The organism is Variovorax sp. 05T418 (assembly GCF_056396385.1).
Genome location: NZ_JBFTLJ010000001.1, coordinates 420,068 through 446,136, shown reverse-complemented (window position 1 = coordinate 446,136; position 26,069 = coordinate 420,068). Strand labels below are relative to the sequence as shown.

The 26,069-nt window shown below is 66.5% G+C and carries 23 protein-coding genes and 1 pseudogene; 15 read left to right on the top strand and 9 right to left on the bottom strand.

The features are described from left to right. Positions 1 to 154 precede the first annotated feature (154 nt). From AC1DMS_RS02235 to AC1DMS_RS02225, 3 genes and pseudogenes are all read right to left on the bottom strand, one after another. Positions 155 to 346 carry a hypothetical protein gene (locus AC1DMS_RS02235; protein ID WP_478180630.1) on the bottom strand — a complete coding sequence of 64 codons (192 nt, stop codon included), beginning with the start codon at positions 344 to 346 and terminating at the stop codon, positions 155 to 157. A gap of 249 nt (positions 347 to 595) precedes the next feature. Further along, positions 596 to 1,171, bottom strand: coding sequence for a nucleotidyltransferase domain-containing protein (locus AC1DMS_RS02230; RefSeq protein ID WP_015865453.1), 576 nt, complete (start codon positions 1,169 to 1,171; stop codon positions 596 to 598). 516 nt (positions 1,172 to 1,687) lie between these two features. Beyond that, positions 1,688 to 1,811: pseudogene (locus AC1DMS_RS02225) on the bottom strand (IS3 family transposase); the annotation flags it as partial. Positions 1,812 to 2,167: 356 nt separating this feature from the next. Between AC1DMS_RS02225 and AC1DMS_RS02220 the strand changes: the two are divergent. From AC1DMS_RS02220 to AC1DMS_RS02185, 8 genes are all read left to right on the top strand, one after another. After that, the gene (locus tag AC1DMS_RS02220) at positions 2,168 to 2,359 is read left to right on the top strand and encodes a hypothetical protein (protein WP_041945768.1); all 192 of its coding nucleotides are present in this window, start codon (positions 2,168 to 2,170) and stop codon (positions 2,357 to 2,359) included. Positions 2,360 to 2,617: 258 nt separating this feature from the next. After that, the gene (locus AC1DMS_RS02215) at positions 2,618 to 3,535 is read left to right on the top strand and encodes an MBL fold metallo-hydrolase (RefSeq protein WP_015865454.1); all 918 of its coding nucleotides are present in this window, start codon (positions 2,618 to 2,620) and stop codon (positions 3,533 to 3,535) included. Between the two features lie 100 nt (positions 3,536 to 3,635). After that, on the top strand, positions 3,636 to 4,115 hold the full coding sequence (locus tag AC1DMS_RS02210; protein WP_015865455.1) for a carboxymuconolactone decarboxylase family protein: 480 nt from the start codon (positions 3,636 to 3,638) through the stop codon (positions 4,113 to 4,115). A gap of 417 nt (positions 4,116 to 4,532) precedes the next feature. Next, positions 4,533 to 4,766, top strand: coding sequence for a hypothetical protein (locus AC1DMS_RS02205; RefSeq protein ID WP_015865456.1), 234 nt, complete (start codon positions 4,533 to 4,535; stop codon positions 4,764 to 4,766). 44 nt (positions 4,767 to 4,810) lie between these two features. Then, the gene (locus AC1DMS_RS02200) at positions 4,811 to 5,563 is read left to right on the top strand and encodes a gluconate 2-dehydrogenase subunit 3 family protein (RefSeq protein ID WP_015865457.1); all 753 of its coding nucleotides are present in this window, start codon (positions 4,811 to 4,813) and stop codon (positions 5,561 to 5,563) included. A gap of 280 nt (positions 5,564 to 5,843) precedes the next feature. Next, complete coding sequence (locus AC1DMS_RS02195; protein WP_436046376.1) at positions 5,844 to 7,337, top strand: GMC family oxidoreductase; 1,494 nt, start codon at positions 5,844 to 5,846, stop codon at positions 7,335 to 7,337. An 11-nt stretch (positions 7,338 to 7,348) separates the two neighbouring features. Continuing rightward, positions 7,349 to 7,705, top strand: coding sequence for a c-type cytochrome (locus AC1DMS_RS02190; protein ID WP_041945769.1), 357 nt, complete (start codon positions 7,349 to 7,351; stop codon positions 7,703 to 7,705). Between the two features lie 220 nt (positions 7,706 to 7,925). Continuing rightward, positions 7,926 to 10,646, top strand: coding sequence for a winged helix-turn-helix domain-containing protein (locus tag AC1DMS_RS02185; RefSeq protein WP_015865459.1), 2,721 nt, complete (start codon positions 7,926 to 7,928; stop codon positions 10,644 to 10,646). Here the strand turns inward: AC1DMS_RS02185 and AC1DMS_RS02180 are convergent. The 6 genes from AC1DMS_RS02180 to AC1DMS_RS02155 all read right to left on the bottom strand — a co-directional run bounded on the left by AC1DMS_RS02180 (position 10,637) and on the right by AC1DMS_RS02155 (position 16,798). Beyond that, entirely contained in the window at positions 10,637 to 13,342 is a 2,706-nt protein-coding gene (locus tag AC1DMS_RS02180; protein WP_015865460.1) for an ATP-binding protein, read from the bottom strand. The two genes, AC1DMS_RS02185 and AC1DMS_RS02180, sit on opposite strands and share 10 nt — an antisense overlap. Continuing rightward, the gene (locus AC1DMS_RS02175) at positions 13,335 to 13,955 is read right to left on the bottom strand and encodes a LuxR C-terminal-related transcriptional regulator (RefSeq protein WP_015865461.1); all 621 of its coding nucleotides are present in this window, start codon (positions 13,953 to 13,955) and stop codon (positions 13,335 to 13,337) included. The genes AC1DMS_RS02180 and AC1DMS_RS02175 overlap by 8 nt, the downstream gene beginning before the upstream one ends. Further along, entirely contained in the window at positions 13,952 to 14,578 is a 627-nt protein-coding gene (locus AC1DMS_RS02170; protein WP_015865462.1) for a response regulator transcription factor, read from the bottom strand. Before AC1DMS_RS02170 ends, AC1DMS_RS02175 begins: the two co-directional genes overlap by 4 nt. A gap of 148 nt (positions 14,579 to 14,726) precedes the next feature. Further along, positions 14,727 to 15,551 (bottom strand): alpha/beta fold hydrolase, encoded by an 825-nt coding sequence (locus AC1DMS_RS02165; RefSeq protein ID WP_015865463.1) that lies wholly within the window; start codon positions 15,549 to 15,551, stop codon positions 14,727 to 14,729. Next, a complete protein-coding gene (locus tag AC1DMS_RS02160) occupies positions 15,548 to 15,862 on the bottom strand; it encodes a hypothetical protein (protein WP_015865464.1) in 315 nt (104 codons plus the stop codon). The genes AC1DMS_RS02165 and AC1DMS_RS02160 overlap by 4 nt, the downstream gene beginning before the upstream one ends. A 162-nt stretch (positions 15,863 to 16,024) precedes the next feature. Continuing rightward, complete coding sequence (locus tag AC1DMS_RS02155; RefSeq protein WP_080515778.1) at positions 16,025 to 16,798, bottom strand: sensor histidine kinase; 774 nt, start codon at positions 16,796 to 16,798, stop codon at positions 16,025 to 16,027. Positions 16,799 to 17,317: 519 nt separating this feature from the next. Here AC1DMS_RS02155 and AC1DMS_RS02150 point away from each other — a divergent pair. The 7 genes from AC1DMS_RS02150 (at position 17,318) to AC1DMS_RS02120 (ending at position 26,036) form a co-directional block, all read left to right on the top strand. Beyond that, on the top strand, positions 17,318 to 20,179 hold the full coding sequence (locus AC1DMS_RS02150) for an ATP-binding protein (RefSeq protein ID WP_015865465.1): 2,862 nt from the start codon (positions 17,318 to 17,320) through the stop codon (positions 20,177 to 20,179). Positions 20,180 to 20,345: 166 nt separating this feature from the next. Continuing rightward, entirely contained in the window at positions 20,346 to 21,389 is a 1,044-nt protein-coding gene (locus AC1DMS_RS02145; RefSeq protein WP_015865466.1) for a LysR family transcriptional regulator, read from the top strand. A 119-nt stretch (positions 21,390 to 21,508) separates the two neighbouring features. Then, positions 21,509 to 22,477, top strand: coding sequence for an alpha/beta fold hydrolase (locus tag AC1DMS_RS02140; protein WP_015865467.1), 969 nt, complete (start codon positions 21,509 to 21,511; stop codon positions 22,475 to 22,477). 36 nt (positions 22,478 to 22,513) lie between these two features. Beyond that, positions 22,514 to 23,377 carry a hypothetical protein gene (locus tag AC1DMS_RS02135; RefSeq protein WP_015865468.1) on the top strand — a complete coding sequence of 288 codons (864 nt, stop codon included), beginning with the start codon at positions 22,514 to 22,516 and terminating at the stop codon, positions 23,375 to 23,377. 21 nt (positions 23,378 to 23,398) lie between these two features. After that, positions 23,399 to 24,100 (top strand): dienelactone hydrolase family protein, encoded by a 702-nt coding sequence (locus AC1DMS_RS02130; protein WP_015865469.1) that lies wholly within the window; start codon positions 23,399 to 23,401, stop codon positions 24,098 to 24,100. An 88-nt stretch (positions 24,101 to 24,188) separates the two neighbouring features. Continuing rightward, positions 24,189 to 24,812, top strand: coding sequence for a glutathione S-transferase family protein (locus tag AC1DMS_RS02125; protein ID WP_015865470.1), 624 nt, complete (start codon positions 24,189 to 24,191; stop codon positions 24,810 to 24,812). A 201-nt stretch (positions 24,813 to 25,013) separates the two neighbouring features. Further along, the gene (locus AC1DMS_RS02120) at positions 25,014 to 26,036 is read left to right on the top strand and encodes a glutathione S-transferase family protein (protein WP_150106916.1); all 1,023 of its coding nucleotides are present in this window, start codon (positions 25,014 to 25,016) and stop codon (positions 26,034 to 26,036) included. Positions 26,037 to 26,069 lie beyond the last annotated feature (33 nt).

Below are 26,069 nucleotides of genomic sequence, written 5' to 3'. Positions count from 1 at the left end.
ACAACCATTCGCTCGGCCGCTACCGCTACACGCCAAATTTAAGCAATGTATGTTATGTTAAATAAATCGGGCATATACGAGAGTACCTCCCAGACGTTAGCGACGCGCCCGTTGACTTCGAGCCCAGCCCTCACCTTCGCGGACGCATTCGCAGTCAGGCTTGGCCAGCCGCCGGAGCCGGAACACCGGTGAGCGTGTGGGCAACCGGGAGAGTCTTGCCAAGGATGTCAATCATCGCCTGCGCTTCCGCTCGCGAGATTGGCGGGAAAGGCGAACGATACGTGGTGTCGTTGCGCCGGCCATGAGCGACGCTCACCAGCTTAATTTCGTCCGCGTCGAGGTTCAAGTCCGCTGCGGCTCGAAGAATGGCCAGTTGCGGCCAGATTCCTTGGTTCGGACGCTATAGAACTCGAGCACTGCCTGGACTAGCGAGTAAAAGCCTTCGTAAGCGAGGATGAAGCGCTGTTTCGGCCGCTTCACATCCACGGTCCGAGCCACTTCGAGGCTCTCTGCCGCATCCTTCAGGAAGCCCTCGATGGCTCCAGGAGTCTGTGGGACCTCTTCGAGCGCGCGAGTCCTAATGAGGTTGTCGTATTCAGACGGTCTCATCATTGCGAATCAGCTCCAACTTTGGCCCTTTTGCAATCTGAGCCATGACTTGGTCACTTGAAATCAGTTCTTCCCACTCCTCTGGGTCATACAAGCTCAGATGAATGGGCCTTCCGAGCTCCTGCTCGAGGTCCAGAAGGGCATTGGTCACCTCACGTAAAGCCACACGCCCGATGACGGCCAGGTCGATGTCGCTTCGGCCGTTGTCAGAGCCTTTGGCCACAGAGCCAAAGACGAACGCCTCCCGTATGCTATCGCCAAACGGTTCAAGAGCTCGCATCAGGGGCTCCTTGACCCCGAAGGACTTGCGCGCAATGCTGCTTAGCTCGTCAAACAGGAAGAAGTCCTTGTTAGCTCGGATGCTGCGCTGACGCCCCCGCCGAGGCTCCTCAGTGAGGACTCCAGCTTGCAAAAGCCGCTCAATCTGCTGCTGAGCGCCGCCTCTGCCGCCTGCTGCCAGGTCCAGGAGCTCACTCAGCAGGAATGACCGGTCTGGGTTGGCCAGGGTGGCCGCCAGAACGCGCTGAACTGTCGGAGTGAATAAAAAGTCGGCAGAACTCATACTGATATGTCCCTCATTCAGGGATAAAGTTCCCGCCAAGGCCCTTAAACGAGGAGTGTACTACTGCTTTAAGGGACTTTAATCCCTTTGCGAGGGGCAGTCATCCTTCATTTAGGGACAAGCAGCCCTGAATGAGGGAGTTAACCCGGAAGCCGAGCTGAAACGTCTACGTGGTCCGCCCGAGAAGAGCAACAGGCTTTTTGCACTGCGAGATTCAGGAAGGCGTGCGACCTTCATTCTGGCTGATGTTGCAGTGATCCTGCTGCCCAGATGACCTCGTGACCTCGTGACCTCGTGACCTCGTGACCTCGTGACCTCGTGACCTCGTGACCTCGTGACCTTGTGACCTTGTGACCCAGTTGCCGATTTTTCTACCCCAGCAGGAGGCGCCACACGCTTCCATTGCGACCAGGCTTGGAACGCACTTGACGAAGAATTCGGTGAGTCTCGCGCGTTTGATCTGGCGCCATTGGATCTCGCCCGTATCTGCATCGAAGATGTGCAATTGGAACTCCACGCCTCCTTGGTCTTCCACGGCGCACGGCGATGGATCAACTCGGCCTTGCGGAGGCCGTTGATCGTCTCGGCCAGGGCGCTGTCATAGGGAGTCGCCCTTGCTGCCCACTGACGGCTCTATGCCAGGGACTTATCTCAGCAGTGCCGAGATTTTCTCGCTCGTCCTCGCCTGCTTTGCCAGCGGAAGCCGCCGTACAAAGGGAGCCGCCGACGTCGCGGCACCGCTATGATCATTAAGGGGCAAAGAGCGTGAGTTCAACGTCCGGTCGCCGCCGAGAGCCACCGCTGCAAAGCGGACTCCAAAAAAATGAGGGCGCGATCCCCGCGGACCGCGCCCTTCAAGACTAGCTCTGCAAGAGCGTCGCCATTTCACGAGCGGACGCCACTTCGTAGTGGTCGAACTGCATCGCGTAATGTGCCCGGCCCGACGACAGCGCACGCATCGGCCGCCTTTCCTACGGCATCTACCTCTGGCACTTCTTGTTCATCGACATCATCGACTTCGAACGCTCGCTGCCCCCGTGGGTGCTTCTGGGTGAGGTGATCCTCGTGTCGTTCCCGCTGGCCGCTATCTGCCTGCACCTGGTCGATGTGCCAATCAAGCGGCTACGCAAAAAACTCCAGGCGCGCGATCGAAGGGATCGCACGGCGGCCGACCTCATTCGCGGTTGATACGCGTTGAGGTGCGTGGGCGCGACCTGCGACGCAAGGCTCGCCCCTCGATCTCCCGCGCGTTTGGTGCATATCGGGCACCACCGTGAGTCCTTTTGCAGGCCTACCGGCTCGCGCCCCGCCTCCCTACGATCAATGGCATACGGCACTCAGCCGTGATCCGAGCCCGACAACCCTTCGGTGTTGAACGGCAACTTGCTGCCAGTCGCCCGGCTGGTTTGGCCCGCGCAACCGGGCCGCATTCTTGGAGATTCCGCCATGTTCCTCACTGATGACACCTTGCAACCCACGAGCGAGAAGCCCAAAGACCTGGTGCCCTCCCGTTACGCGCTGCGCATCGGCGACATCGATGCGATGGTGGTCAGCGACGGCCCCTTGCCGCTGCCCACCACGACGATGGCCACCAACGCCGATCCGGCGGACCTGGCCAACTGGCTCGGCCAGATGTTCATGCCGCCCGACAAGTACGACTGGCCGCTGAACGTGATGGTGGCCCGCAGCGGCGACCAGACCATCCTGATCGACGCGGGCCTGGGCGGCCAGTTCCCGGGCTTTCCGAGGGCCGGGCAGTTTCCCCAGCGGCTGGCTGCGGCCGGCATCGAGCTCGAGTCCATCACCGACGTGATCATCACCCACATGCACATGGACCACGTGGGCGGGCTGCTCGTTCCCGGCATCAAGGAACGCCTGCGTCCGGACGTGCGCATCCATGTGGCCAAGGCCGAAGTCGACTTCTGGATGTCGCCCGACTTCTCCCGCACGGTGATGCCGAATCCGGTGCCCGAGGTGCTGCGTTCGACCGCCAAGAGCTTCTACAACGAATACCGCGACCGGCTGCAGATCTTCGAGGAGCGGCGCGAGGTGGCGCCGGGTGTGGTGGTCCGCCGTACCGGCGGCCACACCCCGGGGCACAGCGTGGTCGACCTGGTGTCGGGCAACGAGCGCCTGATGTTCGCGGGCGATGCCATGTTCCCGGTCGCATTCGACCACCCCGACTGGCAGAACGGCTTCGAACACGACCCCGAGGAGGCGACCCGCGTTCGCCTCGCCCTGTTCCGCGAACTGGTGCAAAGCCGCGGACTGCTGGTGGCCGCCCACCTGCCCTTCCCCTCCATCGGCCGGGTGGCGGCGGAAGGCGACATCTTTCGCTGGGTTCCGATCATCTGGGACTTCTGAGCGCGCACCGCATCGCCGGTGCCCAGGATCTTTTTTCCCTCTCTCCTCTCTCGCGGCCTCCGCGAACGGGTACCTCAGCCGCACTGAGGCCGGAGCACACATGACCAACCGTCTCAACTACATCAAGCAATCGCCCGAGCTCTTCAAGAAGCTGATCGAGTTCAGCACGCTCGTGGACAGCGGCACCATCGAACAATCGATCCGGGACCTTGTCGCGATCCGCGCGTCGCAGATCAACGGCTGCGCGTTCTGCCTGGACATGCACATCAAGGAGGCCAGGATCCATGGCGAACGCGAGCTGCGCATTCACCACCTGGCCGCATGGCGCGAATCGACGCTGTTCGTTCCGCGCGAGCGTGCGGCGCTGGCCTGGACCGAAGTGCTGACCAGGCTGCCCGAACACGGCGTGCCCGACGACATCTACGAGCGCGTGCGCACGCAGCTGTCGGAAAAGGAGCTTTCGGACCTGAGCTTCAGCGTCATGGCCATCAACGCATGGAACCGCGTGAACGTCGCGTTCCAGACCGTGCCCGGCTCGTCCGACAAGGCCTTCGGCCTGGACAAGGCGAACCTCTCCTGAGCCTTTGCAGCCCGCGGCACCGCCAGTGGCGATGCCGCGGGCTGCTTGCTTGCCTGCTGCTTCTGCGTGATGGTTGCCGGGAGCGCAGCCTTCCCTCGCCATTGATGGCTGCGCCTCGCAGTCCCTCCCCTCCCATCCCATTTCGAGTTGCTTCCCGCCATGCCGCGGTGGCGCAGCCATGCGCTTGCAGGCCGCGCTTTCGCCCGTACTGAAGCGACGCCGCGCCGCCATTGATGCCGTTGGCTCACTGCGGCGTTTCTCTCGACAGGCCTACCGCACCGGCCGGCCGGAACCTAGATTCGAGTGCGACAGATGCAGAACGCGTGAACCATCTTTTCTCATCGCACGCCCTGGCTGTTCATCCGCCTTCAACGGTTTTTCCGCTCGATGGCTCCCTCAAATTATCAGGAGTAGTTGATGACGAAAAGAATCATTCTTGCGGCACTGCTGACCAGTCTCGCGACCTCGATCTCGATCTATGCGATCCAGCCGGCCATTGCTGTCGCGCTTCCCGCCGCAACCACCGAGGCCCCGGTCGCAAGCCCGTTCCACTCACTCGATATTTCGTATCCGGCGCCACAAGAGCCCCTGGACCTCACGCCGATCACGCCGACAGAAACAGTGGGTGCCGCGAAGTACGAGCCCTTCTGAGCGGCGCGCCTGCACGAACCCTGCCCCCCCGAAGAAAGACCCCCATGTCCTTGAATGACCAAGAACCGCCCGCACGGCGGCTCTTCCTGCGCCAGATCGGCGGCGCATCCAGCGTCGCCGCACTCGCGGCGCCCGCACTGCTCGGTGGCCTCGCCAGCCCGCTCGCTTCGGCGCAGCAGGGCAGCGCAGCCCGCCCCACCGACGACGCCCACCCCTCGGGCTACCTGTCGCTGGGCCCACAGGAAGCCGCCTGCGTCGAGGCCCTCGTCAACGTGATGTGCCCAGCCGATGCGATGACACCGAACGGTGTCGACTGCGGCTTGCATCTCTACATCGATCGTCAGCTCGCTGGCGGCTGGGGGCGTGGCGACCAGCTCTATCGGCAGGGCCCCTGGCGCCCCGGCAAACCGCAGCACGGCTACCAGTCGCCCCTCACCCCCGAGCAGCACTTCAAGGCCGGCCTCGCGGTGCTGCGTCGCGAGGCCCGGCAACGCACGGGCAAGGCCGTCGAGCAGCTCGAGGCCGGCCCGCTCGACGCCCTGCTGCAGGAGGTCGCAGCTGGCCAGATGGACGACGAGCGCTTTGCGCTCGGCGCATGGTTCAACGACTTCTTCTATCCGCTGTTCGTCCAGGCCTGCTTTGCCGACCCGATGTACGGAGGCAACCGCGACAAGACTTTCTGGCGCGCCGTGGGCTTCCCCGGCCTGCCCGCTTTTCACGGACGCAACGTGGTCCAGTTCCGCGGCCTGCCCTTCCCCGGCGCAGCCAAGCCGCAATCGATCGAGGACTTCAGCTGAAGGCCCCACACCCATGACTCACAAACTTCCCAAACGCGCCGTCGTCTTCGTCGGCGGAGGCCTCACCGCGGGCCTGGCGGCGCGGCAGATGATGGACTCCGGCATCGACGTGCTGGTGCTCGAGCGCGGCGGCGATCTCGCGGGCAGCGCAGCCGCCACACTGCCCAACCAGCGCGACGAATTGCGTTGGGGCGTGCGCAACGGCCTGGTGCAGAACTGGGCCAACGAAACCTACACCCTGCGCCACGCCACCAGCGAGAGCGCGTTGCCCGTGCGCCGCATGGAAGCCTTCCTCCCGGGCGAAGGCATGGGCGGTGCGGCGAACCACTGGAACGGCCAGACCTGGCGTTGGGCCGAGTACGACCCGGCCCTGCGCACCCGCCTCGAGTCCCGCTACGGCAAAGCCGCGATTCCGCGCGAGATGATGGTGCAAGACTGGGGCATCAGCTACGCCGAGATGGAGCCCTACCACGACCTGTTCGAGCAGCTCTTCGGCATCGCGGGGCAGGCCGGCAATGTGGGCGGACGGCTGATCGACGGCGGCAACCCTTTCGAGGCGCCCCGGCAACGCGACTTTCCGCAGCCGCCGCTCGAGATCCTCGAGTCGGGCCGCATCTTCAAGGCCGCCGCGCAAAGCCTTGGCTACAAGCCGTTCCCGCTGCCCGCGGCCAACTCACCGCGCGCCTACACCAACCCCGATGGCGCAAGCCTTGCGCCATGCCAGTACTGCGGCCACTGCGAGCGCTTTTTCTGCGAAGCCAACGCCAAGGCCAGTCCGGCGGTGTTGCTGTACCCCTTGCTGCGGAAACAGCGCAATTTCGAGATCCGGCTCCATTCGCAGGTGACCGGCCTCGTCTACGACAAGCACGCCAGGCGCGTGACGGCCGTGCAGTTCATCGATCTGCAGACCGCGCAAATGTACGAGCAGCCGGCCGATGTCGTCGTGCTGTCCGGCTTCACCATGACCAACACCAAGCTGCTGCTCACGAGCGGCATCGGGCGCCCCTACGACCCGAAGACGGGCAAGGGCGTGGTCGGCAAGAACTTCTGCTACCAGGTGATGTCGTCGGTGCCGGTGTTCTTCAAGGACCGCTTCATCAATCCGTTCATGGCCTCGGGCGCCTCGCAGATGGTGGTGGACGAGTTCAACGGCGACAACTTCGACCATGCCGGGCTCGGCTTCTTCGGCGGCGGCTACATCTATTCGAACATGACGAACGGGCGCCCCATCAATGCCCGGCTCCATCCGGCCGGAACGCCGCGCTGGGGATCGGCCTGGAAGCAGGCCAACGCCGACTGGTATGCGCACGCCTTCAACGTCGCGGTGCACGGCAGCAACTACCCGCACAGCCAGAACTACCTCGATCTCGACCCGACGTACCGCGACGCCTATGGCTCGCCGCTGTTGCGCATGACCTTCAACTTCCACGAGAACGACCATCGCATGAGCGAATACGTCACGAACAAGGCCGCCGGCATCGCGCGCGCCATGGGTGCCACGACGGTCGGCGCTGCGCAACCCCGGCGCGGCGACTTCGACGCACGGCAGTACCAGACGACGCACACCACCGGCGGCACCGTCATGGGCGCGGACCCGTCGACGAGCGTGGTCTCGCCCCACCTGCAGCACTGGGACGCGCAGAACCTCTTCGTGGTCGGCGCATCCGTGTACGCGCACAACGCGGGCTACAACCCGACCGGTCCGCTCGCGGCACTGGCGCTGCGCCTGGGCGACGACCTGGTGCGCTACGCCAGGCAACCGCGCATGCTTTGAGAGGGCCCGACATGCGAACACGCCTTCTTGCCGCTTGCGCCGCGGCTTTCTTGAACATGGCGCATGGCCAATCGGCCGTGCCACCGCCTAAGACCTGGACGACATGCGCGGCATGCCACGCGGCGCGAGGCGCAGCCGCCATCGGGCCGCCGCTTGCGGGCGTGGTGGGCCGAAAGGCCGGCTCGTCGCCGGGGTTCGGCTACAGCCGAGCCATGAAGAACGCACAGCTCACCTGGGACGACAAATCGCTGGCGGCCTTCCTGAGCGATCCGCAGCAAGCCGTGCCGGGCAACAGGATGCCCTTCGCGGGGGTTCCCGATCCTGGTGAAGTTGCGGAACTCGTCAAGTACCTGAAGACGCTGCGATAACGGGTCGCCACTGGTGGCTTCGGGCGGCTGCGTGCCCCGATGACTTATGGACTGCAGGGACTAGCGCCCGATGCCGCGCAATGCCGAGCTACGATCTCGGCCAGAAACTCAAGTCTCAACGCATGGAAACCGTCCACCCGATCCGCCTGCCCGGTCAACAACCTTGCGCCGCCCGTGCCCAGCTCCCGGCGACGTGAGACGGCCGGTACGCAGACTCATCATGCAAGCGCAGTCGGAGGAGCCATCTGACCTGGCGTCGGCCGAAGTCCGGTGGTACTTCGGCGTGTTCGTTGTCTGGGAGGCGCAGCGCCGGTTCGAGCGCTCCGGCGAGCCCGTGCGGCTGGGGCCACGCTCTTTCGATCTGCTGCTGCAGCTGATCAAGCGGGCCGGCGAATTCGTGGGCAAGGATGACCTGCTCGCGACGGTCTGGGGTGGCGTCGTCGTCGAAGAGGCCAGCGTGCGCGTCCATATGTCCACGCTTCGCAAGGCGCTGGGCGAGCCCGGCGAGAGCGACGAATGCAAGGAGTGGATCTCCAATGTTCCGCTGCGCGGCTATCGCTTCAATGGACGTGTCCGGCGCGAGGCGCCCGGCATCCCGGCCAGGCCCGCAGCCCCGCTGGCCGACCCCGGTTTCACCCCACTGCCGGTTCGGCTGACCGAACTCGTCGGCCGCGAAGCCGATGTGGCGAGCGTTCTCGAAGCGCTCGATACCCACCGGCTGGTCACGATCGTGGGCACGGGTGGCATCGGCAAGACCCGTCTCGCGATCCACGCCGCGGAGAGCCATCAGCACAGGCACGGCGCGGAGATCGCCTTTGTCGATCTGTCGTCGCTGATCTCCCAGGACCACGTGCTCGGCACCCTGGCGCGCGCCGTGGGGGTGCCCGCCGACCTGCCCGACATCGTCGGCGCCATCACGCAACGCCTGATGGCGCGCGCTGTGCTCCTGTTGATCGACAACTGCGAGCATGTGGTGGACTCCCTGGCGCTGCCGATCGCCGGCTTGCTTTCCGTGCTGCCCGGCCTGCGCATCCTGGCGACGAGCCGCGAGGCGCTGCGCGTGACGGGCGAGTACGTCTTTCGGCTGCCGGCGCTCGCAATTCCGGACGCCGAGCAGATCTCGCTCACGCAGGCGCTGCACTGGCCCTCCGTGGAATTGCTCGTCGAGCGCGCCAAGGCCGCGGGTGCGGGTGCGTTCGATGAATCGCATGGCCCCCTGCTGGCCCAGATCACCAGGCAGGTCGACGGCATCCCTCTGGCCATCGAACTGGTGGCCGCGCGCCTGGGCGTGCAGCCGGTCGTCGATCTGGCGCGCAGGCTGGACGACCACATGCGCCTCTATGCCTTCAGCCGCGCCGCGCTCGCACGGCACCGAACGCTCGCCGCGGCGCTCGACTGGAGCATCGCGCTTCTGAGCGATACAGAGCTGCGGCTCTTTCGCTGGTTGTCGGTGTTTCGGGGGCGCTTCGATGTGGAAGCCGCGCTAGGCGTGAGCGCCGGCGGCATGGACGCCGAGGTGGCATTCGACGCACTGATCTCGCTGGTCAACAAGTCGCTTGTCTTCTTCGACAGCAACGACGCTGTCGCGCCCTACAAGCTTCTGGACACGACGCGAAGCTATGCAGCTGCGCTTCTCGCCCAGAGCGATGAACGGCCGGCATTGCTGCGGCGCCATGCGGTCCTCATGCGCGATCTCATGAAGGCAGCGGCGGCGGAACTCTCCGACCTGACCAAGCAGGCCTGGGCCGGCCGTTATGCACACCGCCTGGACGACGTGCGCTTTGCGCTCGAAGTCTGCCTGACGCAGCAGCCCGACGCGAAGATGGCCGCCTCGCTGGTGACGGCTTCCGCGCCGTTGTGGTTTCACCTGGCCCAGGTCGTCGAATATCGCGACCGGGTCTCCGCGGCGCTGGCGCTGGTTGATCGTCAACCCACGCGCGACACGGAAACGGCGACCTGGCTGAACACCGCGCTGGTCAGCGCCCTGCTCCACACCGGCAGGTCCACACCCGAGTTGGGTGCCGCCGCAGACCAGGCCCTGGCCGGCGCGCTTGCCGTCAAGATCCCCGTACTGGAACTGCAAGCCCGTTGGGGGCGGTGCACGCACGACATGTTCCGCGGCGAGTATTCGGCGGCGCTGGACCAGGCGCACACGCTGATGGCGGCAGCGCGATCCTGGTCCGACCCCGCCGCACTCAATCTCGCGCACCGCGTGATGGCGATGGCCAACCACTTTTGCGGCCACTTCGATGTGGCGAGGATGCACAGCGAAGCTTCCGTGCGCGTTGGTGGCGGCCTCGGCCATGCCCGGGCCAACATGGTGGGGGTCAACGCCATCGTTGCGGCGAAAGCCATGCTGAGCCGAACCCTCTGGGTGCAAGGGGAAACGGCCCGGGCCCTGGAAGAAGCCAGCGACGCGGTGGACCGAGCGCAAGCGGCCGGAAAATCCGTCTCCCTGTGTTCCGCGCTGTATGGTGCCTGCCCGGTCGCGCTGTGGGCCGGCGAACTCGAGCTTGCCGCCCAATGGATTCACTTGATGACGGACGAAGCGCGGCGCAAGGGCCTGGTGGGCTGGCTGCGCTATGCCGAGTGGTTCTCCCAGGGCCTGCAGTTGGGCATCGCGCCGGACCGGGATCTTTACGTGCGTGAAGTGGCCGGCCAGCTCGCGACCTATGACGCACCCCACAGGGAGATGCTCGCGACCTTCTGCATCGACTGGGTCGACGACGAGATGATCGAGCGCGTCTCGCGCGGAGAGAGTCGTTGGGTCGCCGCCGAGGTCTGGCGCGCTGCCGGCTGGCGCGCGGAGCAGAACGCTGCACCCGACGAGGCGGACGCTTTCTACCTCCGGGCAACGGAAACTGCGAGGCAACAAGGCGCCGTCGCCTGGGAAAAGCGCGCCGCGGTCCGCCGGCCCGGCGCACGGCCGGTTCATCGCTGAGCTGCCCCGGCGCGCAGTTCCTCCAGCGCACCCGCTGCACGCAGTTCCCAGGCGAGTGCGCCTTGCGAGCGCGCAAGGGCGTGGGCCTGCAGATAAAGCGCCTCGGCTTCGGCATCGTCGCCCCGCAGCTCCTTGCGCCGCCCGGCAGCGCGGCAAACCTCGGCGGCACTCCACTGCCCTTCGCCCCGCGTCGCGCGAGCAACCAGGTCATCATCCACCCACTGGTCGCAGAACGTGACCATCATCTCCCTGCGGGGCTCGTCCATGGCCAGGACCTTTGCCGCGACGGCGTCGATGTGCGCGCCGGCGTCGTCGACCTCGCCGATCTTCATGGCGTCGTCGTAGCAAAGCGCCCAGTCATGCCAGTAGGCGAAGCCCTTGGACCGGGTCTGCTGCAGCATCGTGTCGATCCAGGCGCGGGCCGCCCGTTGTTCGAGGGCCCATATGGCCATCGGACAGATCCAGAAGAGGGCAACGCATAGCGACAGCGTGTGTCCCAGCGCCTCAGCCTCCTCCATGCACCGGATGGCGGTGGCCATGGCAAGACGGCTCTCGCCCTGGATCCACAGCGTCCTGGCAAGAATGGCCATTGCGGTGGTGCGCGCGTCGGGCTGGAACGCGTTGGCATGGTTGCGCCGGGTCGCGTCGTCCACGTCCGCCGCTGCTTCGGCCTGCATCCTGGCCTCGGCGAACGCGCCGCAGAAGTGATTGGCGAGCGCCAGCATCCGGTGCGACAGGTTGCGCGTCACGGCGTTGGTCGAGTGGCTCGCAAACTCTCTCAGGATCTCGGCATGCCGCAACGCCGGTGTGTACGCGCCGCGCGTGATGTTCAGCGCGCAAAGGCCCCACCGAGCCTGGAATTCGAGTGTCTTCACCTTCAGTTCCAATGCGCAATCCAGCGCCCGCTCGCACGCCTGTGTCATCTCCGGCACCGTGCCGCCGGTGTGCCACAAGGCGTTGTAGAGCGCGATCTCCAGCCGTCCGGCCGTCAGGCGGTCGGGTACCTTCAGCACATCGACATGGTCCAGCGCCGCGCGAACGCGATCCCGGTATTCGCTGACCTCGGACAAGCGGAACCAGAGCGGCGCCGATGCGACGGTGAGCGCGCCCGCGATCGTCATGTCGTCGTGGTGGCCGATGCAGGCATCCAGAGCTGCACGAACGTCGTCCAGGCAGCCGCGGTAGCGCTGGGTCCAGGCATCGGCGTCCAGCAAAGCGAGGTCCGCGGTGGCAAGGCCCATGAGGTCCAGCATGAAAAGGGCATGGCTTTTCGATACCGCGTCTCGCTCGCCCGCCCGCACGAGCAGAGCATGCGCATAGCTGCGGGTGGTGTCGAGCAGGCGGTAGGGCGAGTCCGCGGCCTGGTCGGTGTCGTACACGACGAGCGACTTGCTGGCCAGGCTCAGCAACGCGTCGGACGCCACGTCGGGGTCCAGCGCACTGGCTGCCACGCTCAGCGCCGCTGCGACGCCGAAGTAGGCGCGGAACACCGACAACCTGCGAAACAGAAGCAGCTCGGCGGCGCCCAGCAGGCCAATGCTCCAGTCCAGCGTCGCAGCCAGCGTGCGTTGTCTTGCCAGCGCAGCCCGCCTGGCCGTCGAATGCAGGCGCATGTGATCGTCGAGCCTGAATGCCAGCTCGCTCACGGGCTGGGCCCCCAGGCGGGCCGCGACCAGCTCGATCGCCAGCGGGATTCCGTCCACCTGTTGGCAGATCCTGGTCAGCGGACCGCTGCTCGCGTCGTCGAATCCGCGGGCGCCCGCGGCCTGGGCTCTCTCGACGAGCAACTGCACCGCCGGCGAGCGCAACGCAAGCGCCAGGGAGCCGGGCTGGGACTGGTGGACCGCCAGGGGCGCCAGGCGAAAGACATGCTCGCCTCCCACGCGCAGCACCTCGCGGCTGGTTGCAAGAACCTGCAGCCCGGGCAACGCCGCCAGGAACCTGCCCAGGAGCGGCGACAGCCTCTCGATGACATGCTCGCAGTTGTCCACGAGCAGCAGCATCGCCTGGCCTTCGAGGCGCTGGACGATGGCTTCCTCGATGTCCGGCACGCCGCCTCGCACGCCGATGGCGCGCGCCATCGTCGTCAGCACGTGGTCCTGCGATGTCAGGGGTGCAAGATCGACGAAACCAAGCTGGGCTTGCTGCCGTTCCCGGTAGCGTGCTGCGACGCAGATGGCAACGCTGGTCTTGCCCACGCCGCCGGGCCCCGCGACCGTGACGAGCCTGCTCGCCGCAAGCATGCCGAGCAGGCGCTCGACCTCCACCTCGCGCCCCACGAGCTTGGCGAGGCGAGCGGGCAACGCTGCGGGAGCATCCCGCAGCGACGCATGAGCCACCTGCACGGCGATGGCGGACGGCAAGAACTCGCAGTGCACCCGCCCCAGGAAGCGATAGCCGCGCAGTGGGATGTTGGCAATCCATTCCAGGCACCCGTCCTGAGCTCCGGGCGGACCCAGGGCCTTGCGCAGGATCGACATATGGACTCGAACGCTCGCCTCTTCGACCACCGTGTCCGGCCAGACCGCCGCGAGGAGCTCGTCCTTGCTGATCACTTCGCCGGCGCGCTCCAAGAGTGCGACCAGCAGGCCGATGGCGCGCGATCCAAGCCGCACCGGCTGCCCGTCGCGCTCGAGCCTTGGCTCGGCCTCCCACAGCGCGAAGGCGCCGAAGCGCCACCGGCGAATCTCAGACACGGACCAGCCCGCGCTGCGTCGCCTTGGCGGCGACTTGCGCCCTCGAGCCCACGTGCAGCTTCTCGCAGATCCGGGCGACGTGTGCCTTGACGGTATTAGCGGAAATGTCCAGCTCGCGGGCGATTCCCTTGTTGCAATCGCCTTTCACCAGGTAGCGCAGCACGTCCTCCTCCCGGGCGGTGAAGCCCACGCACGGCTTGCCGTGCCTGATGAGCGCCTTCGTGCCCTTGCATAGATAGAGAGAGCCCCCCCGAGCCACGTGGCGAATGGCATCCATCAGCTCGGCCGGATCCGCGTCCTGGCGCACATAGCCGTGCGCCCCGCTGGCGATCGCCCGCATGACCTCCCCCTCCTTGTCCCGCCGCGTCAAGACGATGACGCGCGGCATGCGAAAGCCGCCTGCCACCCCCGGCTGATCCACTGCCGAAGCCGAAGCGAGCAGGTTCAGCGCGCAGGCATGGTCAGCCACGACCACATCCGCCATGCCCTCGCCGGGCTCGTTCTCCGCCTGCACCTGAAGACCCGGTTCCTCGCCGATGAGCGAGACGAGACCGGCCATGGCGAGCGGGTCGCCATGGCATACGCGCACGTACAGATCGAGGGAACCGGTCATGGCGATGCCTCCAGAAGCAGTCCGCAGCGAAAGGCTTCGCCGATCGCGGCAACCCGCGTCGGCTTCCGGAGCTTGCGCAGGATCGCCTTCACATGGGCCTTGACGGTGCCTTCGCCGATGCCGAGTCGCCGGCCGATGTCCTTGTTCGCCAGGCCCTGCGCCATAAGCCGGAGCACTTCGAGTTCGCGCGCGGTTGGCACGGCAGACGAGAGGTTGTCCAGCAACTGGTCGGCCACGGGACAAGACAGGTACCTGCGTCCCTCTGCAACGCAGCGCACCGCCTCCGACAGTTCCTCGGCCGAACAATCGTGCAGAAGGTAGCCGCGCACGCCCGCATCCACGGCGCGGCGTATCTGCCACCCGGTGCTCTGGTCCGTGACCACGAGGAAGGATCCCGGCGCGGAGCCGCCCGGGCCGGGCGGGACATTCGCCGTCTTGTGAACGCCGGTTGCGTAGTCCGTGACGAGCACATCGACGGCACCGCCGCCATCGACGTCGGTGAGGCCTGATTGAACGACGAAGCCGGCACGGGAGCGCAGCAGCGATGCGATGCCGGCGGCCACGTAGGGGTCGCGGTGCGCGACCGCCACATGGATCGGCCTGGCCTGGGTCGGCGCGGTCATGGGCTTCAAGTCCTTCTGGAAGTCATGAGTGGAAGTCTGTGCAGTTGGCGATCGCGTCGCCAGTTAAACCGTGTCAAGCCTTGTTAAGGATCCGGATGCACCAAGGACAACACCACGGCACCCCTGGGGACCGACGCGCCGAAGTCATTCAGGGCATTGCCGTCGCGACCGCGACCGCGTCAGCGGCTTCGACGATCAGCCGGGCCACCAGCTTCGGCCGCGAGATCATGACCACGTGGGAAGCGCCCTTGACCACGACCGTCTTCATCGACTTGGCACGCTCGGCCATGAAGGCCTGCGCGGCAGCCGGAATGTTCTTGTCGCGGTCGCCGTAGATGAACCAGGAGGGCAGGTTCTTCCAGGCGGCGGCAGGCGACGCTTCGCCCAGGGCGCCCTCTGTGATGGGGCGCTGCGACACGGCCATCAACCGGGCGAGCGCCGGCGGCACGTCCTCGGCGAATTGCTTGCCGAACTTGTCCTGCAGGATGTAGAGGTCCTTGGCGCCGTCCGGCAGGAGCACCGGCGCCGCCAGCGCCGAGCCGAGCGTGCTGCCGGGAAACTTGCCCGACAGGTCGGCCGCCGATTCGCCCACTTCGGGGGCGAACGCAGCCACGAAGACCAGGGCCTGGACATTGGGCTTTCCAATCGCCGCAGCGGAAATCACCAAGCCGCCGTACGAATGCCCGACCAGCACGACCGGCCCGGGGATCGACCCCACGAGGGCAGCCACATAGTCCGCGTCGGACTTCACGCCGCGCAGCGGATTGGCGGCCGCGACAACGGGAAAGCTGCGCGCACGAAGGTCGCGCACCACCTCGTTCCAGCTGGCCGATTCGGCGAAGGCGCCGTGGACCAGCACGACAGTGGGCTTTGCCGGCGCGCCCGATGTGGCCGCGCCTGCAGGTGCCGACAGGTGCAGCGCCAGGATGCCGATGGCTGTGAATGCGCGTGCGAGACTGGAGAGATTTTTCATGCTGATTTCCTTTGTTGAATGGATGGCCTGATTTGAAAATTTCGCGCGCCATGCGGGATGCATCGCACGAGCGGCGGCGCACTCGTGGCCACGGTGGCAAAACGGAGCTCCGCGTTCGCCGCCTCACCGCCCGCAATTGCGCAGGCGGCCACGATGGCCAGCAGCGAGATGCTCATGTATGCGGCGCTCCAGACCCGGTCGATCGCGCCTCGCGGCGCGGCGTCCGCGGCTGCCTGCACGGCCTGCGCGCGTGCCTTGAGCGTGCGGCGCGATGCGCCCGGTTGCGCAAGGGGATGAATGCGCTGCGTCATGGTGACTCCTCGAGGGCGCCATGGCCCTGGCCTCAGGACGGCTGGGCTCCGGTTCGCGAACATCGCGGCACGGTTCGAATGCTAGGTTTCGCATCTCGGTTGCGGTAGGCATGCAAGAGGTACTGCCGTGTTGCATGCCGGGCATCAATGTGCGGCACGCCGTCAGGCGCGTCGATGAAGAGGAAGCCACACGTTGAACTCGGCGCCGCGTCCCGGCCCCGCGGAGGTCGCCTTCACGAAACCTCCATGAGCGACTGCAAGGCTGTGGACCAGCGCGAGGCCGATGCCCAGCCCACCTCGCGAGCCACCCTCCCCGGTGCCGGCCTGGCAGAACATGCCGAAGACATGCGGCAGGAACTCGCGCGCGATGCCGCAGCCGGTGTCCGCCACCGCAAGCCGGGCAAAGCCATCCTCGGAGGACAGGCGCACCTGAACCTCTGCGCCGGCGGGCGAGAACTTCATCGCGTTGTCCAGCAGGTTGCCCACGACCTGCTCCAGCCGCACCGGGTCGGCATGGCAGATCAACGGATCGGCCGCCTGCATCTGGGCGCGCAAGCGTCCCGAAGGCCAGCGCGCACCGAATGCGGCGACAAGGTCCAGCGCGAGTGCGCCGAAGTCGACCTCCGCGCAGCGCAGCGCCAGCTTGCCGGTTCGCAGGCGCGAGAAATCGAGCAGGTCGTCTATGAGCCGCTTCTGGCTTTCGATGGCGCGCTGCATCGCCTGGGCGATGCCCTGCAGTTGCGAGGGCTCCGCGGATGCGGGCAGGCGCTGCAGCAGGCAGGCGTTCATCTGAATGACATTCAGGGGCTGCCTGAGTTCGTGCGAGATGACGGCCAGCGCCCGGTCCCGGGTCGTACAGCGCAAGCTCGTAGCGGCTCGAACGTCGTGCGGGGTCTGAAGGGCGGCTTGCGCGCCCCTGGTGTGATAAAGCTCCACGAGGAATCCGTGCTTCTTGATGCGGCCACCCCGGATTCATCGCGGCAGGGGGCCTCGGTGATGAACGATGTTGTTCTCTGGTTCTTCGCGATGGCACCGATCGTAGGCAGCCGCATCTCCTCGCAGAAGGGCGCTGCGGTGGCGCACCGTGTTGCCGGCGGAACACCAATCGGCCAGGGCCGGCCGCGGCACATCGTTCGTGATCTCAGGACGCTTCGTTCACCCGGACCGGGTTCCTGAACAGCCCCTCATCGCATGCAATCGCCCGACATCGCCGACGGCGGCGATTGCTGCCCATGCAAGGCCCGGATCGCGGCCCCTGTCACAAAACCCGGCGTCCGGCCGTCTTGTATCTCGTGCGGCCCGAATGGCTGCGGCCTTCATCTTCTTGACTGGATCATCGAATGAAAAAATCTGCGCTCGAGGCATTTCCCAACGCGGGCAAGCGGGTCGTCGCCGTCCGACGCCGCACGGGCCTGCCCGCGGCGCGGGCGTTGCGAGGGCTGACGAGTGGGTGACATGTACGGCATCGCGGCGCGCTCCACGTCATCGCAGGCGCATGCCGGCGCGTCGCAGGGGCCGAGCGAGGTCCGCTGGCGCTTTGGCGCGTTCATCGTCTGGGAGGCCCAGCGCCGGCTCGAAAGACTCGGGCAGAGCGTGCGCCTGGGCTCCCGCTCGTTCGAACTGCTGCTGCAACTGCTCAGGCGCGTGGGCGAAGTCGTGGGCAAGGACGAGCTGCTCGCCACCGTCTGGGCCGGGGTGGTGGTCGAGGAGTCCAGTGTGCGGGTCCACATCTCCGCGCTCCGCAAGGCCTTGGGGGAGCCGCAAGACGGGGACAACTGCAAGGAATGGATTTCGAACATTCCCCTGCGCGGCTACCGGTTCAATGGAACGGTTTTTCGCGAACAGGTCGGCATGCCGACCGAGGATCGGCCGGGGGCGGCGGCCCTGGCGTTCGCGAAGCTGCCGGAGCGCCTCACCCGGCTTGTGGGCCGCGACGCCGACATGGCGCGCGTGCTGGCGGCGCTCGCCACGCGCCGGCTGGTCACCATCGTCGGCGCCGGCGGCATCGGGAAGACCCGTGTCGCCATCCATGCGGCCGATTGCCATGCAGAACGCACGGCCATGCAATTGGCCTTCATCGATCTCTCGCCGCTGGTCTCGCAGGCCCATCTGGCGAGCACGGTGGCCCGGTCGCTCGGCGCGCCGCCGGACACCCCCGACACGACGCGGGCCATCCTCCAGAGGCTGGCGGACCGCGATGTGCTCCTGCTGATCGACAACTGCGAGCACATGCTGGACGCACTGGCGCCGCTCATCGCCGAACTGCTCGGCGCCCTGCCCGACCTGCGCGTCCTCGCAACCAGCCGGGAGGCCATTCGCATCGAGGGAGAACACGTCGAGCGGCTGTCGCCGCTCGCGGTGCCCGACGCGCAGTGTGCCGACCTGGCCGAAGCCATGGCGTCGCCGGCGGTCGAACTGCTGGTCGAGCGTGCGAAGGCCGTGGGTGCCCGCGCGTTCGAGGATTCCGATGGCCGGCTGCTCGCCGCAGTCGCCCGGCAGGTGGACGGCATCCCGCTCGCCATCGAACTGGTGGCTGCACGCCTGGGCGTGCAGCCGATCGGCGATCTTGCGTTCCGGCTGAATGACCACATGCGGCTCTATTCCGCGGGCAGCAGGGCCGTCCTGCCCCGGCACAGCACGCTCGCGGCGGCGCTGGACTGGAGCATCGCGCTGCTGGACGATGCGGAACTGCGGCTCTTCCGGCGGCTCTCGGTCTTCCGGGGGCGCTTCGATGTCGAGTCGGCGCTGAGCGTCACCCGGGCGGACATGGACTCCGAAGTGGCGTTCGATGCATTGATCTCGCTGGCGAACAAGTCGCTGGTGTCGTTCGACAACAGCGACGCCATCGCGCCCTACCGGCTGCTCGACACGACGCGAAGCTACGCCGCCGCGCTTCTCGCGCAAACCGATGAAGGCCCGGCAATGCGGCGGCGCCATGCGCTCTTCATGCGCGAGCTGATGGGCGCCGCGACCTCGGATTCGGGCGAACTCACCGTGCAGGCCTGGAACGCGCGCTACGCACACCGGCTGGACGACGTGCGCAGTGCGTTGGACGACTGCCTGGCGCAGCAGGACGATTGGGAGACCGGCGCCGCGCTCACCATCGCTTCGGCGCCCCTGTGGTTTCACGTCTCGCAGGTCGAGGAGTACCGTGACCGGGTCATCGCCGCGCTCGCGTGCCTCGCGCAACAGCCGGGCACGGGCACGGAGACAGAGGCCTGGCTGCAGATCGCACTGGGCAATGCGCTGTGGCACACACGGGGACCGGTACCGGAAATGGGCGCCGCCTACGATCGGGCGCTTGCTGTCGCCATGTCGGCCAGCTCGGTCGTGCTGGAGCTTCAGGCCCGCTGGGGCATCTGCGTGCTGCATGCGATCCGCGGCGAGTATGCGGCCGCGTTGCACCACTCGCAGGTGCTGTTCGAATTCGCGCAATCGACGCCCGACCCCGCCGCGCTCAACCTGGCGCACCGAATGACCGCGCTGGCGAGTCACTTCTGCGGGGATTTTTCTGCGGCGAGTGCCGGCGCCCAGGCGGCGATCCTTGTGGGCAGCACCGTGCGCCAGACGCCCGTCAACTTGTTCCAGGTCGATGCCGCCGTCGCATCGAATGCCTTGCTGGCCCGCACGCTCTGGCTCCAGGGCGATGCGGCGAAGGCCATGGCTACCGCCACCCGAGCGGTGGCTCTCGCCGAGGCCGGGGGCAATGCGCTGTCTCTGTGCTTCGCGCTGTTCGGCACATGCCCCGTCGCCCTCTGGTCGGGCGAGCTGGAACTGGCGCGCAAATGGGTTCGCATGCTGCTGGACGAGGCCCAGCGCAGAGGGCTGGCGTACTGGCACCAGTGGGCACACTGCTATGCGCTGGGCCTGCAGGCGCGCACCGCGGACGACCGGGACCGCCATGTTCGCCGAGTCGCGCAGCAACTCGACGATTTCGACGCGCCACGCAAGGAAATGCTGGTGACCTTCTGCGCCGACTGGATCGACGACGAGACGATCGCGCGCGCCGGTGCCGGGCACGGCCAATGGAGCGCGGCCGAGACCTGGCGCGCTGCGGGCCAGCGTTGCGAGCAGCGCGGCCTCGACGATGAAGCCGAGGCGTTCTACTTGCGTGCCATCGGCACCGCCAGGCAGCAAGGCGCGCTGGGATGGGAATTTCGTGCGGCGATCAGCGCCTCCCAGCTGTGGGTTCGCCGGGGCAAGGCGAAGGACGCCCTCGACCTGCTGGACGAGGTCTGCGCGCGCGCGGCACCTCGGGGCGAGCACCCCGGCCTTGCGCAAGCCCGCGCACTGCGCAGCGCACTCTCCCGGAACTGAAAGACTCCACGGCCGCATCCGTCGCATGCGTACGGCGCCGGATAGCCGGCCATAACAAACATTGACAGGGCTTAACTGGCCCCGGCACCGCTTTGCGCGCAGAGTGACCACTTCGCTTTCATGGGGGATCCGGGACTCCCGATCCCTCGAACCGAGAAGCCGACTCATGACAACCTCTGCCCTCCCTTCGCCCTCTTCCATCCCCCCCGCGCCACGCGCGGATCCGCTGGCCTCCAGCTTCGCCACCAGCTATGCCGGGGTGGTCGCCTTCATCGCCGTCGTCACGGAAGGCAGCTTCGCACGGGCCGCCGACCGGCTGGGCATCGGTCGCTCGGCCGTGAGCCGCAGCGTCCAGAAGCTGGAAGACCAGCTGAACGTCCGGCTCTTCCTGCGCACCACGCGAAGCACCACGCTCACGCGCGAAGGCGACCTCTTCTACGCCAATTGCCACACCGGGGTCGACCGGATCGTCCAGGCCGTGGAAGAAATGCGTGACCTGCGGCAAGGCCCGCCCCGCGGGCATCTGCGCATCAACGCCGCAGTCGGGTTCGGCCGCCGGGTCGTCGCGCCCCTGCTGGGCGAATTTCGCGCGACCTACCCAGAGGTCACCATCGACCTGTTGCTGAACGACAAGCCGACCGACTTCACCTCCGACCGTGTCGACATCGCGTTTCGCAACGGCCGCATGGAAGACGCCCAGATCATCGCCAAGCAGATCATCCCGATGCAGCTGCTGCTGTGCGCCTCCCCCGCCTACCAAGTGGCCCACGGACTGCCCGACAGCATGGAAGCCCTGGCCCAGCACGAGTGCATCAACTTCCGCTTTTCATCCGGTCGCATCTTCGAGTGGGAGTTCAAGGTCGGGGGCCATCCACGCAAGCTCGTGCCACAGGCCAAGCTCACCTACAACGACGCGGACCTGGTGCTGCAGGCCGTGCTCGACGGCCACGGCATCGCCCAGCTGCCGGGCTACCTAGCCTGCGAGGCGCTGAGAATGGGTGCGCTGGTCCCGTGCCTGACACAGTACGCACCCGACGACAGCGGTCACTACATCTGCTACCTGAGCCGGCAGCACCTGCCTTCGCGCATGCGCGTGTTCATCGACTTCATGACCTCGAAGATCCGGGCCGCCGACCTGGACTGCCTCACCGACCTCAGCCCGAAGCTGCACGCCGACGCCGGGATTGGTGCCGAGGCGACAACAGCGTGAGTCCCTGCGCAGGCCTACCCCCTCGCCTTCGACGAACCTAGCATTTCAATCGTTCCACGGGCTCTGACGCAGCGCTCGCGCACCGTGGTCCGACGTTTCAATTTCAACCGCAGGAAACCATGAAGACCACACAGAATCCTTCGCGCCGACACCTGATTGCGACTGGCGCTGCCGTCGCCACCGGCACCCTCGCTTTCGGCATGCAGGACGCAGCCGGCGCAGCAACCCGCATCCGGCCGACCCAAACTCCGAGCCCCTCGAGGACTGGCAGCACCATCACCACCCCCGACGGCACGCAGATCTACTACAAGGACTGGGGCGAAGGTCCCGTCGTCACCTTCTCCCACGGCTGGCCGCTCAACGCCGACGCATGGGACGGACAGATGCTCTTCCTGGCGCGCAACGGCTTTCGCGTCATCGCGCACGACCGACGCGGGCACGGCCGCTCGAGCCAGTCTTCGTCGGGCAACGACATGAACGGCTATGCCGACGACCTCGCGGTTCTGTTTGAGGCGCTCGACCTGAAGAAGGTCACGATGGTCGGCCACTCCACCGGCGGCGGCGAGGTGGCGCGCTACATCGGGCGCCACGGCAGCAAGCGCGTGGTCAAGGCTGTGCTCATCGGCGCAGTGCCGCCGGTCATGCTCAAGTCCGCGGCGAATCCCGAAGGCCTGGCGATCGAAGTGTTCGACGGTCTTCGCGCCGGGGTCGCCGGCGACCGCTCGCAGTTCTACAAGGAGTTCGCCATCCCGTTCTTCGGCGCCAACCGCCCGGGCGCGAAGGTGTCGCAGGGCATCCTGGACCAGTTCTGGCTCTGGAGCATGCAATGCGGGCAGAAGAACTCCTACGAGTGCATCAAGGCCTTCTCCGAAACCGACTTCACCGAAGACCTGAAGAAGATCGACGTGCCCACCCTGGTCATGCACGGCGAGGACGACCAGATCGTGCCCATCCACGACTCGGCGAAGAAGTCCGTGCAGCTGATCAAGGGCGCCAGGGCGATCTACTACCCCGGTGCGCCGCACGGGCTCACCGCCACGATGCAGGACAAGATCAATGCGGACCTGCTCACCTTCCTCAAGAGCTGAACCACGCACACGACTGACCGACCTCGAACTTGCACCATGCTGAATCTATTGCTGCAAACCACCATCGAAGGAGACCCGGACGACTGGAACATTGCGCGCTTCAGTCGCCTGAGTTCGTTTCTCTCGCAGCTGCAGGACGACGACGGTCGGCCCGCCTTCCGGGTGACCGCCCGCGACCGCGCGCCGCGCGCGGCTCCCGACCCCGTGCTGTCGACGCTGGATGAATCGGACTTCGACCAGCTCTGGCTCTTTGCCGTCGACACCGGCGACGGCCTGACACCGGAAGATTGCGCAAGCATCAGCCGATTCCGCCGTCGCGGCGGCGGCCTCATGGTCACGCGCGACCACATGGACTTGGGCAGTTCGATATGCAACCTGAGCGGCGTCGGCGCCGCGCATCACTTCCACAGCCGCAACTGCGAGCCCGATACGAATCGCCAATGCGTCGACAACCCGTTCTCGGGAGCCATCTCGTGGCCCAACTACCACTCGGGCGCGAACGGCGACTACCAGCGCATCCGATCGGTCGGCAGCATTCACCCGGTGATGCGCGACAGGCGCTCGGCCACGGGTGTGATCCAGTACCTGCCCGCGCATCCGCATGAAGGCACGGTCGGCGTACCGCCCGGCGATTCGAGTTGCCGCGTCGTCATGGAAGGGCAGAGCTCGGTGTCCGGCAGGCGCTACAACATCGCGGTCGCGTTCGAGCGCTCCGAGCACGGTGGTCGGGCCATCGCGCAGTCGACCTTTCATCATTTCGCCGACTACAACTGGGACCCTTCGGCCGGTTGTCCTTCCTTCGTGGCGGAACCGGCCGGCGATGGAATCATCCGCTTCTCCGAAGCGCTTCGCTCCACGAAGCAGTACGTGCGCAACGTCGCGCTCTGGCTCAGCGCCTGAGCAGGCATCCAAGGAAAAGCAATGCACGACCCGCTGCAAGTCACCACCACCCGCGGCAGCTTCACCGCGTACGTCGCCCGTCCGCAGAAACTTCCCGCGCCAGCCATCGTCGTCATTCACGAAGTCTTCGGAGTCAATGCCGACATGCGCCAGTCCTGCGACGAACTCGCGGCGCAAGGCTATCTGGCCATCTGCCCCGACCTGTTCTGGCGAATCGCGCCGGGCGTCGACCTCACCGACCGCACGGAAGCGGAACGCGCGCGGGCCCTGGCGCTGTACAACGCCTTCGATCTCGATGCCGGTGTGAACGACATCGCCGCCGCCCTGCAGGTCGCCCGTGCCATGCCGGACGCCACGAGCAAAGTCGGAGTGGTCGGCTACTGCCTCGGCGGCCTGCTGGCCTTCCTCACGGCCGCACGCGTGGGCCCCGACGCAGTGGTGGCCTACTACCCCGGCAACGCCGACAAGTACCTCCGGGAAGCGGACCAGATCGCCAGCCCGCTGATCGTTCACCTCGCGGAAAAAGACGAATACATCCCGGCCGACGCACAACGGGAGATATCGGCTGCCTTGAAGGGGCGCCCGCAGGTGCAGGTCTACAGCTACCCGGATCGCGGCCACGCCTTTGCACGGCACCGCGGCATCGCCTACGACGCCGAAGCGGCGGCCCTGGCCAACGGCAGGACCGCAGCCTTCCTGGCCCTTCATCTGCAGCCGCGCTGAACTTTCCGGCGCCTCGGTAGCGGCAACGGCTTTCTCCAGCGAAAATCCGCGGACGGCCTTCGCGGGCCACCACTTGATGGAGTCAACCATGCTGCGTCTCTATGACAGCCGCCTGTCGGGCAACTCGTGGAAGATCCGCATCCTGCTGAGCCAGCTGGGCCTGGCGTACGACCGCGTCACGCTCGACCTGCAGAAAGGCGAGACGCGCGAATCCGCGTTTCGCCAGATCAGCCGTTTCTCACGCGTGCCGGTGCTCGTGCTCGACGATGGGCGCCCCATCGTCGAATCGGGCGCGATCCTGCTGCATCTTGCCCAAGGCACGCCCTACCTTCCCGACGATCCGTATCCGCGAGCGGAAGTCACGGGCTGGCTCTTCTTCGAGCAGGCCGACCTCCAGAAGGCCATTGCCGTCCCGCGCGTGCTCCACTTGCACGGCCTTGCGCATGAAAGGCAGCAGGACATCGAGCGGCTCCAGGCCGAGGGGTACGCAGGCCTCGAAAAGCTGGAGCAGTGGCTGCTCGGCCATGCATGGCTCGTCGGCGATCACTACACCGTGGCCGACCTCGCACTCTCGGCCTACGTTTCGCTGGCCGGCCAGGGCGGCTACGACATGGCGCGCTTTGCCGGCATCCGCGAGTGGCTGGTGCGCGTGCACGGCCAGCGCGGCTGGGTGCCGCTGATTCCCGAAGACGGCCAGGCCGCCCGCCGCTGAGCCGCTCCCTTTATCGTTCGGCATTCCGGGACCGTGCGTACAAGGTCCGACGCCTTCTCAACCACCCCTCGCCTCCCTACGATTTGCCTGCGTTCTTCCTGAACCGGATCGAACGCAAAACCGCTCATTGATTGTTGGCTGGTGTGCCTGCCGCGCAGGCAGATGAGGAATGTGATGACGAGTCGTGCCTCCCTGATCCAAATGGCCGCCGCCGCGCGTGCCACCCTGGCGGACCCCGCCCGCGCCACCATCGTGGGCGGCCGTTCGGAACCCCGCTTCGAGCTCTTCCATGCGGCAAGCTCGCTGTGCTCGCAGAAGGTGCGCACGGTGCTGCACGAGAAGGCGTTCTCGTACCGCTCCAACGACATGCGGATCCTGAGCACCATGGAAAGCGACGGATTGGTGGCGGCCGAACACTACAGCCCCGCCTACATCCGCCTGCGCCTGGTTGCCGCGCGCGAGCTCCACAGCGAATACGTCAGCGGCTACAGCGGACGGACATCGGTCGAAACGGAAGGCTTCGATCCCTGCGTGGTGCCATTGCTCGTCGACTACGACACCGGCCGCGTGCTCGCCGATTCGCAGCGCATCTGCATCTACCTCGACAGCGTATCGCGCGCGCCGGTCCAGCTCGTTCCCGATGCACCCGATGCGCGCGCCGAGGTGATGCGCCAGGTCGGCATCGTCGACAGGATTGCGAACGGCGCGCTGCTCTACGGCTTTCATCCGGATGCGGATCTGCGGCCCGAAGCGCTCAAGGCTTCGATGCAGACGGTCTACGACTACAAGGTCATGGCGCTGGAGCGCCTGATTGCCGACAACGCCGGCGAGCCCGAGCTGGTGGCGGCCTACCGCGCCAAGATCGTGAAGGAAAGCGGCGGCAAGAAAGTGTGCCGCGATCCGGCCTTCCAACGCGCCGCGCGCGAGCAGACGAGGCAACTGCTGATCGGCCTGGAGCGCGACCTGGCCGCAGGTTCGTTCGCCTGCCTGAACGGAAACGCCTTCTCCCTGGCCGATGCGTTCTGGGGCGTCAACCTGGTGCGCCTGAACTATCTCGGCCTGGGGTCGATGTGGGATGCGCTTCCCCATGTCGCGCGCTATGCCGATGCGCTGGCCAGGCGGCCTTCCCTGTGCAAGGAAGCGATCCAGGCGTCGCTCGATTCGATGCCGCATTCCCGCTACATGGATGCCATGGCGGACTGCCGGTCCGAAGTTCCCGCCTGAGGTCCCGCGCGGCGCAGCGAAGCGGCTGCGCCT